The organism is Nocardia sp. NPDC004711, from assembly GCF_053601595.1.
The window spans coordinates 61,900-74,621 of the sequence record NZ_JBSGCB010000011.1 but is presented as its reverse complement, the minus strand read 5'-3'; the positions used below and the strand labels follow the sequence as shown (position 1 = coordinate 74,621).

16 protein-coding genes are annotated in these 12,722 nt (G+C 67.4%); 5 read left to right on the top strand and 11 right to left on the bottom strand.

Features of this window, described 5'->3' with window-relative positions; all coding sequences use genetic code 11:
- Window positions 1–621, bottom strand: a complete 621-nt coding sequence (locus ACWEKS_RS13025) for a class I SAM-dependent methyltransferase (RefSeq protein WP_452340249.1) — start codon at window positions 619–621, stop codon at window positions 1–3.
- A gap of 114 nt (window positions 622–735) precedes the next feature.
- Between ACWEKS_RS13025 and ACWEKS_RS13020 the strand changes: the two genes are divergently transcribed.
- Entirely contained in the window at window positions 736–1,308 is a 573-nt protein-coding gene (locus ACWEKS_RS13020; RefSeq protein ID WP_452340248.1) for a TetR/AcrR family transcriptional regulator, read from the top strand.
- Window positions 1,309–1,365: 57 nt separating this feature from the next.
- Here the strand turns inward: ACWEKS_RS13020 and ACWEKS_RS13015 are convergent, their stop codons facing one another.
- Window positions 1,366–1,995 carry a TetR/AcrR family transcriptional regulator gene (locus tag ACWEKS_RS13015; RefSeq protein WP_452340247.1) on the bottom strand — a complete coding sequence of 210 codons (630 nt, stop codon included), beginning with the start codon at window positions 1,993–1,995 and terminating at the stop codon, window positions 1,366–1,368.
- A 65-nt stretch (window positions 1,996–2,060) separates the two neighbouring features.
- Between ACWEKS_RS13015 and ACWEKS_RS13010 the strand changes: the two genes are divergently transcribed.
- The 3 genes from ACWEKS_RS13010 to ACWEKS_RS13000 all read left to right on the top strand — a co-directional run bounded on the left by ACWEKS_RS13010 (window position 2,061) and on the right by ACWEKS_RS13000 (window position 4,261).
- The gene (locus ACWEKS_RS13010) at window positions 2,061–2,492 is read left to right on the top strand and encodes a tautomerase family protein (RefSeq protein ID WP_452340246.1); all 432 of its coding nucleotides are present in this window, start codon (window positions 2,061–2,063) and stop codon (window positions 2,490–2,492) included.
- Window positions 2,485–2,613, top strand: coding sequence for a hypothetical protein (locus ACWEKS_RS13005; protein WP_452340245.1), 129 nt, complete (start codon window positions 2,485–2,487; stop codon window positions 2,611–2,613). The genes ACWEKS_RS13010 and ACWEKS_RS13005 overlap by 8 nt, the downstream gene beginning before the upstream one ends.
- Window positions 2,614–2,707: 94 nt before the next feature.
- On the top strand, window positions 2,708–4,261 hold the full coding sequence (locus ACWEKS_RS13000) for an amino acid permease (RefSeq protein WP_452340244.1): 1,554 nt from the start codon (window positions 2,708–2,710) through the stop codon (window positions 4,259–4,261).
- Between the two features lie 25 nt (window positions 4,262–4,286).
- On the opposite strand, the gene ACWEKS_RS12995 is transcribed toward ACWEKS_RS13000, so the two are convergent.
- From ACWEKS_RS12995 to ACWEKS_RS12975, 5 genes are all read right to left on the bottom strand, one after another.
- The gene (locus ACWEKS_RS12995) at window positions 4,287–5,066 is read right to left on the bottom strand and encodes a 3-oxoacyl-ACP reductase (protein WP_379385907.1); all 780 of its coding nucleotides are present in this window, start codon (window positions 5,064–5,066) and stop codon (window positions 4,287–4,289) included.
- A 10-nt stretch (window positions 5,067–5,076) separates the two neighbouring features.
- Window positions 5,077–6,438, bottom strand: coding sequence for an aldehyde dehydrogenase family protein (locus ACWEKS_RS12990; protein ID WP_452340243.1), 1,362 nt, complete (start codon window positions 6,436–6,438; stop codon window positions 5,077–5,079).
- Window positions 6,435–7,178, bottom strand: coding sequence for a gamma-glutamyl-gamma-aminobutyrate hydrolase family protein (locus ACWEKS_RS12985; protein ID WP_452340242.1), 744 nt, complete (start codon window positions 7,176–7,178; stop codon window positions 6,435–6,437). The genes ACWEKS_RS12990 and ACWEKS_RS12985 overlap by 4 nt, the downstream gene beginning before the upstream one ends.
- Window positions 7,159–8,526: a glutamine synthetase family protein gene (locus ACWEKS_RS12980; protein ID WP_379438320.1), complete on the bottom strand. Its 1,368-nt coding sequence runs from the start codon at window positions 8,524–8,526 to the stop codon at window positions 7,159–7,161. Before ACWEKS_RS12980 ends, ACWEKS_RS12985 begins: the two co-directional genes overlap by 20 nt.
- 162 nt (window positions 8,527–8,688) lie before the next feature.
- The gene (locus ACWEKS_RS12975; protein ID WP_452340241.1) at window positions 8,689–8,898 is read right to left on the bottom strand and encodes a hypothetical protein; all 210 of its coding nucleotides are present in this window, start codon (window positions 8,896–8,898) and stop codon (window positions 8,689–8,691) included.
- Between the two features lie 174 nt (window positions 8,899–9,072).
- On the opposite strand from ACWEKS_RS12975, the gene ACWEKS_RS12970 reads away from it, so the two are divergent.
- Entirely contained in the window at window positions 9,073–9,615 is a 543-nt protein-coding gene (locus ACWEKS_RS12970) for an AAA family ATPase (protein WP_452340240.1), read from the top strand.
- 76 nt (window positions 9,616–9,691) lie between these two features.
- On the opposite strand, the gene ACWEKS_RS12965 is transcribed toward ACWEKS_RS12970, so the two are convergent.
- The 4 genes from ACWEKS_RS12965 to ACWEKS_RS12950 form a co-directional block, all read right to left on the bottom strand.
- On the bottom strand, window positions 9,692–10,417 hold the full coding sequence (locus ACWEKS_RS12965) for a methyltransferase domain-containing protein (protein ID WP_452340239.1): 726 nt from the start codon (window positions 10,415–10,417) through the stop codon (window positions 9,692–9,694).
- Between the two features lie 253 nt (window positions 10,418–10,670).
- On the bottom strand, window positions 10,671–11,507 hold the full coding sequence (locus ACWEKS_RS12960) for a DUF5753 domain-containing protein (protein WP_452340238.1): 837 nt from the start codon (window positions 11,505–11,507) through the stop codon (window positions 10,671–10,673).
- A complete protein-coding gene (locus ACWEKS_RS12955; protein WP_452340237.1) occupies window positions 11,504–12,040 on the bottom strand; it encodes a DUF6879 family protein in 537 nt (178 codons plus the stop codon). The genes ACWEKS_RS12960 and ACWEKS_RS12955 overlap by 4 nt, the downstream gene beginning before the upstream one ends.
- The gene (locus ACWEKS_RS12950; RefSeq protein WP_379438311.1) at window positions 12,021–12,254 is read right to left on the bottom strand and encodes a hypothetical protein; all 234 of its coding nucleotides are present in this window, start codon (window positions 12,252–12,254) and stop codon (window positions 12,021–12,023) included. The genes ACWEKS_RS12955 and ACWEKS_RS12950 overlap by 20 nt, the downstream gene beginning before the upstream one ends.
- Between the last annotated feature and the right edge of the window lie 468 nt (window positions 12,255–12,722).

Below are 12,722 nucleotides of genomic sequence, written 5' to 3'. Positions count from 1 at the left end.
TCACTGCCGGGTGAGGGCGGCGAGCCAGGCTGCCACCGGGGTCGGGCTGGGAAGGATGTCGAGGGTGGCAGGTTCGAGGGAATCGAGTCGCCAGCCATCGGTGAAGGCGGACTCGATATCGGTGCGGCTCAGCCGATGCGGACCCCAGGTGCCGGGCTGTCGATCGCTGAAACCGAGCAGGAAGTAGCGTCCGCCCGGCGCAATGATCGTGGCCAGGCCGTCGACCAGGGCGATCCGGTCCGCGCCGTCGAACAGGTGGAACAGGCCGCAGTCCAGCACGGTGTCGAAGGTCTCGCCGAGGGTGGCCAGGTCCAGGGCGCTGTGGCGCACGAACCGCGCCTGCAGGCCGCGTTCCGCCGCCTTGTGCCGGGCCAGTTCGAGCGCCTGCGCGGATTGGTCGATCCCGGTCGCGTGGAGACCCAGGCCGGCGGCGAGCAACGCGTGTTCGCCGGTGCCGCAACCGAGGTCGAGGACCCGGCCGCGCAGGGCACCGGCCTCGGCGAGGGCGGTGAAGGCGGGCTGGGGGCGGTCGATGTCCCACGGCGGTTTCGTCGCGTACAGGGTGTCGGGAGCGTTGGGGTCGTGGTATTCGGGGTGCGGGTCGTCGGTGGGTGGGAACACGGAATTCTCCTGTCGGGGGGGCCGGCCGTGACCTGATGCCTCGAATTTATCGAGACACTGTGTCTATGGTCAAGAGTTTGTGTCTACAGGGTTGTCAGTCTGTATGGTTGAGCCGTGCCGAAGCTGTGGAACGAGACGATCGACGCCCATCGCCGCGAGGTGCGGGACGCGATCCTCGACGCCACCGCGGCCCTCGCCTTCGAGCAGGGGCTGCGCGGGGTGACCATGTCGCAGATCGCCACTCGCGCCGGCATCGGACGGGCCACCCTGTACAAGTACTTCCCGGATGTCGAGACCATTCTGCGCACCTGGCATGCCCGCCGGATCGAGGCCCACCTCGGGGAACTGGTCAAGGTCCGCGACGGCGAGGGCAGTGCGAGCGGCCGCCTCGACGCCGTCCTCACCGCCTACGCGCACATCACCCGCCAAACCGGCAGCCACGACCGGGAATTGGTGACATTCCTGCATCCCGACGCGCACATCGTCGCCGCCCTGAACCAGCTGCGCGACCTGCTCCGGCAGCTGATCGAAGAAGGCGCCGCCACCGGCGAACTGCGCGCCGACGTCCCACCCGACGAGCTGGCCGCCTACTGCCTGCACGCCCTGTCGGCCGCGGCCGACGCGACGTCGGAGGCCGCGGTGGGGCGGCTGGTATCGGTCACCGCGGCGGGACTGCGCGCGGTCTGATCCACCGCGCGGCTCCCGCCGGCCTGGGTCGGCGCGCTTCGGGCGGGAGCCGGGATATCAGATCCGGTCGCGCGTAATCGTCGACCGCACAAGCGGTTCCAGCTGGGTGGCGATGCGATCCAAGGGTTCCGCGCTCTGCTGTGCGCGGCACATGGCCACGCTGCCCTCGACGGCGGCGACGATCAGGGTGGCCGTGCGCTCGGCCTCGGCGCGTTCGGCCCCGTGGGCACACATCGAGTCGGTCAGCAGCTCGGTCCAGCGGCTGAACGCCGCGGCGGCCGCCTCGCGTGGTGCGCCCTCGGCTTCGGGCAGGTCTTCCACGGCGACCGCCAGCACCGGGCACCCGGCGCGGAAGTCGGTGTCCACCACGACCTTCCGCCACATCTGCAGGAAGGCCCGCATTCCCTCGATCGGCCCCTGGTCCAGTTCGCGGGCGAGCAGCGTGGCCGCGAGATCCCCGGCGAAGGTGACCGCCTCGGTCGCGAGCTGGGTCTTGCCGCCGGGGAAGTAGTGGTACGTCGAACCCAGTGGCGCCCGAGCGTATTTGGCGAGCTCGCGCACACTGGTCGCGTTCAGGCCGCGCCGCCGGATCATGTCGGCCGCCCCGGCCACGAGTCTGCCGCGCGAATCCGCGGCATCGCCCGGCGTCCCCGCCATCGACTCCTCCTTGTCTATAACAACCGTCATAGAGTACCGTCCCTCGATTATAACGACTGTTATAGAGGGTCGGCCGGAAGCGAAGGAGCACGTAGATGCCGATGATTCACCTGACCCTGCCCGCCGGAGTGCTGACCGGGGACGCACGGGGCGAGCTGTCGCAGGCGCTACCCCAGACCCTGCTGAAGTGGGAGGGCGCACCCGACACCGCGTTCTTCCGTGCGCAGGCGTGGTGCCGCATCGAGGAGGTCGCCGATGGCGGATTCGGAGCGCTCGCAGACGATCTGCCCCGCTTCCTGGTCGACGTGACCGTCCCCGAGGACGCGCTGTCCGAACGCCGCAAGACCGGTCTCATCGCCGAGGTCACCGAAAAGGTGCTCGCCGCAGCGGGTCTCGGTCAGAGTGAGGCGCTGCGGGTGTGGGTGCTGATCCACGAGCAGCCCGAGGGCACCTGGGGCGCAGCCGGAGCGGTCGTGAAGTTCAAGGAACTGGCCGCCCTCGCCCAGGGGCAGCGGTCGGATGCGTGAGCTGCAGTTCGTCCGGACCGGGCCCGCCGCTTGGGAGGACGCGCCCGCGGCGTACGCGGCGCACACCACCGAGCTGGTCCTGCACCGCGAGCGCCTCACGGTTTCCGAACCGGGCGACTAGTTTGCCCGTTGGGCTGCGGTTCGGCACGGGATTACCGCACACTGGGCTCCTGGCAAACGCCGTGTGAGGGCGGCGTTTTCACTCGGGAGCTAGCATGACCGCAACCCAGCCTCGATCCGATGATGAACGGCGGCTCGCCGAACTCGGTTACAAACAGGAATTGGCGCGATCCTGGTCCGGATTCTCCAATTTCGCGATCAGTTTCACCATTGTCTCGATTCTCACCGGCGGCCTGGCGAGTTACGGGATCGGCCTGTCCAATGGCGGGCCGATCACCATGGCGTGGGGCTGGCCGCTGGTCTCGGTCATGGTGTTGTTCGTCGGGCTGGCCATGGCCGAATTGGCCTCGGCCTATCCGACATCGGGCGGACTGTACTGGTGGGCGTCGGAGCTGGGTGGGCCGGTGTGGGGCTGGTTCACCGGCTGGTTCAACCTGATCGGGCAGATCGCGGTGACCGCGGCCATCGATTACGGCGCGGCCATCTTCACCACCGCGGTGCTGAACGTGATCGGATGGGATATCGGGACCGACCGCAACGCCATCTTCGCGGTGTTCTCCGGGATTCTGGTGCTGCACGCGGTGCTGAACATCATCGGCCCGCACCTGTCGGCGGTCATCAACAATGTGTCGGCCTGGTGGCATGTGGGCGGTGTGGCCATCTTCGTGGTGGTGCTGGGTTTCGGTGCACGCCACCACCAGAGCATCGGCTTCGTGTTCACCAAGACCGTGGACAACAGTGCGATCGGGTTCGGCGGGGTGGCGTTCAGCTTCCTGCTCGGGCTGCTGCACGCGCAGTACACGTTCACCGGGTACGACGCGTCGGCGCACATGTCGGAGGAGACGCACGACGCCTCGCGCATGGCGGCCAAGGGGATCATCAACACCATTGTGGTGTCGGCGATCGCGGGGTACCTGCTCATCATGGCGGTGACGTTCGCGATCCCGAATCTCGACGATGCGCTGGATCCGGCCAAGAACAGTGGCTATCCGGTCATCTACATCCTGCAGAATTCGCTGAATTCGTTCTGGTCGGGGCTGCTACTGATCATCGCCGCTGTCGCCCAATTGTTCTGCGGCTATGCCTCGGTCACCGCGGCCTCCCGCATGCTGTTCGCCTTCGCACGCGACGGTGCGGTGCCGGGATCCAAGCTGTGGGCGAAGCTGTCGGCCCGCCGGGTGCCGGTGAACGCGGTCTTCTTCGTCTCGGTGTTCGCGTTCATCCTGCTGATTCCGTCGATGCTGGTGCCCGCCGCCAATGCCCCGACCGCGTACGCCGCCGCCACCTCGGTGGCCACCATCGGCCTGTACATCGCCTACGGGATTCCGGTGCTGCTGCGGCTGTTGCGCGGCAACCGATTCCAGGCCGGGCCGTGGCAGCTGGGCCGCTGGTATCGGCCGATCGGGATCATCGCGCTGGTCTGGATCGTGATCATCAGCGTGCTGTTCATCCTGCCGACCGACGACCACGGGTATCCGTGGGTGGACGGATTCACCTGGAACGCGGTGAATTACGCGCCCCTCACCCTGGTGGGGGTGGTGGGCGCGATCGCCGTCTGGTGGTTCGTCTCGGCCCGGCGCTGGTTCACCGGGCCCAGACGAACCGTGGAGGAGCCGCCGGAAGTCGACCAGGCCCCCGTCGGCGCCTGAACCGGAGCGCCCGAAAACCGTTGCGCTACAGGGGCGTCACGTACGCGCCCGCAATACCGCCGTCGACCATGAACTGCGAGGCGGTGATGAAGGAGGAATCGTCGCTGGCGAGGAAGGCCACGGCGGCGGCGATCTCCTCCGGCTCGGCGAATCGGCCGACGGGAATGTGCACCAGGCGGCGCGCGGCGCGTTCGGGATCCTTGGCGAACAGCTCCTGCAACAGGGGAGTGTTGACCGGTCCGGGACACAGCGCGTTCACGCGAATGCCCTGGCGTGCGAACTGGACTCCCAGCTCCCGGCTCATGGCCAGCACGCCGCCCTTGGAGGCGGTGTAGGAGATCTGAGAGGTGGCCGCGCCCATGACGGCCACGAAGGACGCGGTATTGATGACCGAGCCCCGGCCGCGTTCGAGCATGTGCTCGATGGCGTACTTGCTGCACAGGTAGACGGAGGTCAGATTGACCTCCTGTACCCGTTTCCAGGCATCGATGCCGGTGGTGAGGATCGAATCGTCCTCCGGCGGTGAGATGCCCGCGTTGTTGAATGCGATGTCGAGGCCGCCGTAGGTGTCGACGGCGGCCTGGAACAGGTCCCGCACCTGCTCCTCGTCGGTGACGTCGACCTTCACGTAGAGCCCGCCGGCCTCGGCCGCGGCGGCCTCGCCGCTGGTGGCGTCGATATCGGCGACCACGACCTTCGCGCCCTCCTGGGCGAAGCGCCGGACGGTGGCCAGCCCGATGCCGCTGCCGCCGCCGGTGACGACCGCGACTCGATCCTGTAAGCGCTGCAACGTATCTCCTTCGATGAGAAGCGGGTTACTCGGTGGCGAGGAAGACGTTCTTGGTCTCGGTGAAGGCGCGGGCGGCGTCGGGGCCGAGTTCGCGCCCCAGACCGGACTGCTTGAATCCGCCGAACGGCGTCCAATAGCGCACGGAGGAATGGGAATTCACCGACAGGTTCCCGGCCTCGACCCCGCGGGCCACCCGCAGCGCCCGCCCGACATCGCTGGTCCAGATGGAGCCGGACAGACCGTAGGGGGTGTCGTTGGCGATGCGCAGGGCGTCGGCCTCGTCCTCGAAGGGCACCACCGCCACCACCGGGCCGAAGACCTCCTCGGTGAGCACCCGGTCCTCGGGGCTGGACGGGAGAACGACGGTGGGGGCGAACCAGTATCCGGGTCCGTCGGGGCGGGAGCCGGTGAACGCCACCTTGGTCGACGGTTCGAGGAATCCGGCGACGCGGTCGCGGTGGGCGGCGGAGATGAGGGGTCCCATCTCGGTCGACTCGTCGGACGGATCGCCCACCCGCACGCCCTGGACCGCGGGTTCGAGCAGTCCCAGGAAGCGATCGAAGACGCTGCGCTGCACCAGGATCCGGGAGCGGGCGCAGCAGTCCTGACCGGCATTGTCGAAGACGCCGTAGGGCGCGGTGGCGGCGGCGCGCTCGAGGTCCGCGTCGGCGAACACGATATTGGCGCTCTTGCCGCCCAATTCGAGGGTCACCCGCTTCACCTGCTCGGCGCAGCCGGCCATGATCTGCCTGCCCACCTCGGTGGAACCGGTGAACACCACCTTGCGCACGGCCGGATGGGTGACGAAGCGGGCCCCGACCACCCCGCCGCGACCCGGGATCACCTGGAAGACGTCCTCGGGCAGGCCCGCCTCCACGGCGAGCTCGCCGAGCCGGATGGCGGTGAGCGGGGTGAGCTCGGCCGGTTTGAGCACCACGGTGTTCCCGGCGGCCAGCGCGGGACCGAAGCCCCAGGCCGCGATGGGCATGGGGAAGTTCCAGGGCACGATGATGCCGACCACGCCCAGCGGCTCGCAGAAGGTGATGTTCACGCCGCCCGGGACCGGAATCTGATTGCCCAGCAGGCGTTCCGGCATGCCCGCGCTGTAGTGCAGGACGTCGCGGACATTGCCGGCCTCCCAGCGGGCATTGCCGATGGTGTGGCCGGCATTGCTGACCTCGAGCCGGGCCAGCTGCTCGATCTCGGCGTCCACCGCCTCGGCGAAGCGGCGCAGCAGCCGCGCCCGGTCGCCGGGGGCGACGGCGCGCCAGCTCGCCGTCGCCCGGTGCGCGCGTTCGATGGCGGCGTCGGTGGCGGCCGTGTCGGCCGCGGCGATGGTGGCCAGCGCCTGCTCGGTGGCGGGATTGACGATGTCGGTGGTTGTCACGGGGTGCGCTCCTTTCCGTACTGTGCCGCATGGTCGACCAGGGCCCGCATGAGGCGGAGGTCGGTCGGGTTCTCCTCGGGATGCCATTGCACGCCCAGCAGGAACGGGTCCTCGCTGGTCTCGGCGGCCTCGATGATGCCGTCCGCTGAGTGCCCGGTGGCGGTGAGGCCGGGGGCGAGCGTGCCGATGGCCTGATGGTGGTGGCAGTGCGCTTTCGCCTCGGGACCGACGATGGCGGCGAGGCGGCTGCCGGGGACCGTGGTGACGGTGTTGACCGTGAAGACGCCGGGGGAGCGGGAGTGGTCGGTGTGCCCCACGGCATCCGGGACGTGCTGCAGCAGGGTGCCGCCCAGGGCGACGTTCACCAATTGCAGTCCGCGGCAGACGGCCAGGACCGGCAGGCCCGCGGCGCGGGCGAGCGCGAAGAGCCCGAACTCGGACTCGTCGCGGTCGGGGCGCAGGCCGCCGGTGGCGGGATGCGGTGGCGCGCCGTAGCGGGCGGGATCGAGGTCCGCGCCGCCGGTCAGCATCAGGCCGTCGAGCCGGTCGACGAGCTCGGGGCGCGGAGTTCCGCTGGGCGGCAACAGGACCGGGATGCCGCCCGCACGTTCGGTCAGGTCGACGTAGGTGCGGGCCAGCACCGCGGCGTCGACGTCCCAGTGGCCGAAGCGGGTGCGTTCGGAGTACGTGGGCAGGCCGATGACGGGCCGGCGCCCGGGGTCAGAGTCGTTCGAAGCCACGGATCCGCTCCCAGTCGGTCACCGCCGCGTCGAAGGCGTCCAGCTCGACCTGCGCGGCATTGCGGTAGTGCCGCACCACCTCCGGACCGAACGCCTTCTGGGCGATCTTGCTGTCACCGAACAGCTGCGCGGCCTCGCGCAGGGTGTGCGGGACGCGCGGGCGGTGCGAACGGTAGGCGTTGCCATGGAACTCCGGCTCCAGCGGGAGCTGCTGCTCGATACCGTGCAGACCGGCCGCGATGGCCGCGGCGACCGCCAGATACGGGTTCACATCGCCGCCCGGGATGCGGTTCTCCAGGCGCAGCGACGGGCCGTGGCCGACGACGCGCAGGGCGCAGGTGCGATTGTCGCGGCCCCAGGCCAGGGCGGTGGGCGCGAAGCTGCCGGCCTGGAATCGTTTGTAGGAGTTGATGTTCGGGGCCAGCAGGTAGGTGAGTTCGCGCAGGCAGTCCAGCTGGCCCGCGATGAAGTGGCGCATCAGTGCCGAGGGGTCGTCGCCGTCGGCGAAGACCGGCTCGCCCGCGCTGTTGCGCAGGCTCAGGTGGATGTGGCAGGAATTGCCTTCCCGCTCATTGTATTTCGCCATGAAGGTGATGCTGCGGCCCTCCTGGGCGGCGATCTCCTTGGCTCCGGTCTTGTAGATGGTGTGGTTGTCGCAGGTGACCAGGGCCTCGTCGTAGCGGAAGGCGATCTCGTGCTGACCGGGATTGCATTCGCCCTTGGCGGACTCGACATACATTCCCGCGCCGGACATGTCGGTGCGGATGCGGCGCAGCAGCGGTTCGATGCGGGCGGTGCCGAGCATCGAGTAGTCGACGTTGTACTGGTTGGCGGGGGTGAGATCGCGGTAGCCGCTGCGGAAGGCGGACTCGTAGGTGTCGTCGAAGACGAGGAATTCGAGTTCCGTGCCGACATAGGCGGACAGGCCGCGCTCGGCCAGGCGATCCAGCTGGGCGCGCAGCACCTGCCGGGGTGAGGCGGCCACGGGCTGCCCTGGCCGGCCGTGCGGGTCCACCTGCTCGACGTCGCAGAGCACCAGCGCGGTGCCCGGCCACCACGGCACCAGCCGTAGCGTGCCCAGGTCCGGGCGCAGCACGAAATCGCCGTAGCCGGTGTCCCAGGAGGACATCTCGTAGCCCTCGACCGTGGTCATCTCCACGTCGACGGCCAGCAGGTAGTTACACGCCTCCGTCGCCCGATCCAGTACCTCCTCCACGAAATACCGTGCCGAACAACGCTTTCCCTGTAATCGCCCCTGCATGTCGGTCATGGCCACCAGCACCGTGTCCAGCGTTCCCGCCTCGACCCGTGCCACCAGCTCCGCCACGCTCAGCATCCCGGCCCGCATTCTTGACCCCTCTCGACGTCAACCCCGCTCACGCTAGGCGAACCCGGGCTCCGTGTGTGCCCGAATACGGCAAGTGATCACCCGCGTGTCCATACCGTTTCGGAGCTGGAGGCCGGTGCCGCGTGGGCGAAGGCTTGATGCGTCGCGAAGCGCGGGCCGGCGCTAGCGGCCGACTTCGGTGAGAATCCGCCAGGCGATCGGCGCGGCGAGACCCAGGACGGTCAGGACGATCAGCAGTGCGAGGACCGTGCTCGTCGAGCACCCGCCGCCGGCTCCGCCACCGCCCCCGCCGCCTGCCAGCCGTCCCGATTCCCGGGCTGCCTCGAGCGCCCGTCGCGAGGCCTCGGACCCCTGCCAGTGTGGAGAGTTCATCGCCGTGCCGCCTTTCCTCCCGAATATGCCGACACCGCAACAGTATTGACCGACGCGGCACGCCGAATCCGCCGAAGTACTCAGCGCCGTTACTCACGGCCGGGGGGTCGGGCGACTCGCCGGGAGCGGAAAGGTCGCTGCGGGGGTGGCGGCTCGTCGGCTACCGTCCGGACCATGCCCGGTCCTGGTGAATCCTCCGCCGTCTATCTGATCACCGGTATTCAGGCCGCCGGGAAATCGACCGTGGCGCAGGCCCTCGCCGAGCGGCTGCCGCGCTCGGCCCATGTGCGCGGTGACGTCTTCCGGCGTTTTCTGGTGGGAGGGCGCGCCGACATGACCCCCGAGCCGAGTCCCGAAGCGCTCGAACAGCTCCGCCTGCGGCACCGCCTCGCCGCCGAGGTGGCCGACTCCTACGCGGCGGCGGGGTTCACGGCGGTGGTGCAGGATGTCGTGCTCGGCGACCTGCTGCCCTACCTGATCGGCCGGATCCGCACCGACCCGCTCTACGTCGTGGTGCTCGCTCCGAGTCCGGACGCGGTGGCGCGGCGCGAGGCCGCCCGCCCGAAGAACGCGTACGGGGCCTTCACCGTGAACGACCTGGACAGCGTCCTGCGCGGCGAAACCCCGCCCCTCGGCCTGTGGCTCGACAGCTCCGATCTCACCGTCGGCGAAACGGTCGATGCGATCCTCGCGAACGCCCGGCCGTTGGCCCGCTGACGAATGTTGCTGGGAAGCCCCGACTCTGGAGGTTGCCCAACATCCTCAGCGCCTTCAATGCCTTGGCTCAGCGCGATCACTCACTGTCACGAGGGTCCTTGCGGCACACCATCATTTGATCGGCACCCTGCTGGAATTCGTACTCGACCTCGACGACGTCGCTGGTGATACCGAGATTCAGAAGGTCACCGCGCAGTTCATTCAACCGCGGATAGACCTGCGCCGATCCGGTGGGCACCAGAGGGAAGATCCGCACGTCGCCGCGGCTGACCCGGATCAGCTCGGTGATCGCGCGTACGTGGAAGTCGTATCCGAGTCCGTCGGCATAGGAGAAGAGCAGATGTGAGCTCAGCACCAAGTCGAAGGCGTTGTCAGGGAACGGAAGTCGAGGCAGTTCCGCAGGAACATATCGATCCGGATTTCGCTGCCGATCGGCGACGAAGAGCTCGACCGCCGACCGCCGCCGCCGATGGTGATCATCCGGATCGGTGAAGAACGTCCAGCAGTAGTCGCCCGGATGGGCCCGGACATACCGGTCGCCTAGATCGGTCTGGGCTCGGCAAACCTCCCCGACCTCAACGCCATCGAAGTCGAAATACGCCGCGTCACAGGCGGTCACATCACCCCCGAACCGCGCCACCTCGGCGGCGAAGCTCGCCGCCCCAGCAGGGCAATCAAGGATCCGACCCCCGAGATCTGCAGGCCCGAGACCGAACATCGCCCGATACTCATCCAGCCCCCGCGAGGTGATCAGAAACCCGCCCACCTCATCGCCGAAACCCGTGTCATCGCCGAAGCTCATCCCGCAATCCTTTTCCTCTCGAATCAGCCACACCGACCGGAACAGGAAGCCGCAGAACACAAATCATGGCCGCCCGATGTGGCGGCCCAAACGCACAGTTCAAAGCCGCTGAGAAAGCAGCCACCAGCCCCGCGCAAACATCATCACGTCCCGATTGAACCACATGCCTACACCCGCCACGCGACCGAATTCCCAGCCGGCAGTGATGGCATCGTGAACCCGCGCACAAGGTGCTGCGGCGGCCGGCCTTCGCCTAACCTGACCGTGACTCGATGGCGTTGCGGATCAATACTCGAGCCGGTTCGCCGGTTACCGATTGGCCGGCAAGCCCTTTGAACGCCCGGCTGTAGGTCGCTACCTCGCGGGGCTGAGTAATCGTCAGCTCCGCCGCCGTTCCTTCCACCATGACGAGGCGGTTGTCGAACATGGCGAAGTTCGTGGAGACGACCAGAGCCTCAGCGGTTACCGGGATGATTCCGAGCGTGATGCGGGGCATCCCGAGGATGGTGGCCAACCGGTCGAGCTGGCCGATCATGACGGCGTCGGTACCGACCGTGGTGTACAACGCTTGCTCAGCGATGAGGAAGTGGAACAAGTGGTGCCGCTGGTACAGGATGCGTTGGCGTTCTATGCGTTTCGATACGGCCTCGTCGACATCGTCGGGTATCTGATGGAACTCCATGCCGCGCCGTAGTTTCGCTGCTGCGTATTCCGCGGTCTGGAGAAGGCCCGGGACGATCTGTGGCTGATAGTCGCGAATGTGGATTGCTTCGGCCTCGAGCTTCAGCGCTTTCTGTTGACGATGCTTCAATCCGGTGCCGAGGATGCGTCGCCATTCGAGGTAAGCGCTATCGATCGTGTGCAGGGTAGCCAGCAGATCAGCCGCCTGATTGTCCGCGCCGGTATACAGGCAGTAGGCCCGGATGTCCGCATCGGTCGGTGTGATTCGCCCGTATTCGATTTTGCTGACCTTCGACTCATGCCAACCGCACAGCTGAGCCAACTTGCGCCCGGTGAGACTCGCCCTGAGGCGAAGCTCCCGGAGACGTAGTCCGAGAGCTTCCCTCGCATCTTGAACGCCGCTCGTCACTGTCGGGCGTGCTCGTTCTCGACGTATTCGGTGAAAGGCGTGCTCAGGTCCCACAGTCGGTCCTTCACGCTGCGGGAGTACGCGACGATTCCCGGATCGGTGGTCACCGCGAGTCCCGCCGGTTTCCCGTTCTCGTTCACCAGGTTGTAGACAACCCTCTCGTTGTCGATGAGCCACCAGTCGTCCGGCGGGACTGTTCCCGCGAGTTGCCTCGGCACATAACGGATGTCCTCACCGGCTGTCGTGTTGGTGCCGGTCACCGACAGCAGCCAGCGGTGATAGTCGGTAATCGGTTCGGTGACTACGCGAATCCTGCTGACGATGACCCCTCGGCCGGTGGTCTCTCGGATCAGGTCGTTCCATCGGTCCTTGTGTTCATCCTGGAGAGCGGGCTCACCGGCCAGGAAACGGCGGAACCGTTCGGACTCTTGCGGTACCGCATAGGCGTCCCTGACTTCCAGGTGGAACGCGTCGTGCTTGCAGTCGCGGAACAGACTCACCCAGTCGGGCGGATCATGCGGCAGTAGTAGCACCGTAGAAGCTCCTCTCCGCCACCGGAACCTCGATCGCTGTCTCGTTCGGTTCCATAGCGAGCTCGTCCACAATCTCTGGGTCACACATCGGGTTTCCGGTCAGCGTGAACGTTCCACGGCCCGTGTCGGAAAGAGCCACGCCGATGAAGGTGTCCGGCGCGAGGAATCCGAGCAGAAGGTGCGGGATCTCCACGGTCTCGAGCCGATCGGTCATCCACCCCACTACGACGTAGGTACCGCGATCGGTGAGGTAGAGCGCTGGGCATTGCCCAACATCGGAACCGCCCCTACCAAGAAACGAAAGGCGCATGATGCTGCCCCCTGTCTAGCAGTGTGCGCAGGTTTTCCCGTGCATCAACCATAGTTCTCCGGTCAGCTCGGGCGTGGGCCACCGTGAAAGATTTGCAGCAAAGTCGAGCACACTGATGGCTCCCGCCAGGCCCGTCTTCGTACCGTCGGGACAGGCGCTCGGGTTCGGACGTGCATCTCCCGGTCCCGAGTTGCCAATCGAACGGCAGACGGGAGATCGAAATGTGGAGGCGTACACGGCTCTTCGAGTTCACAGATGGTCTGATCGAGCTCCGGGACGCTGGGGAAGGGGACGAGGACTGCGCCTATGTGGACTTCCACGGAACTATCCCGCTCGACGGACACCAGGAGTCAGGGGTGATCATGCGATACA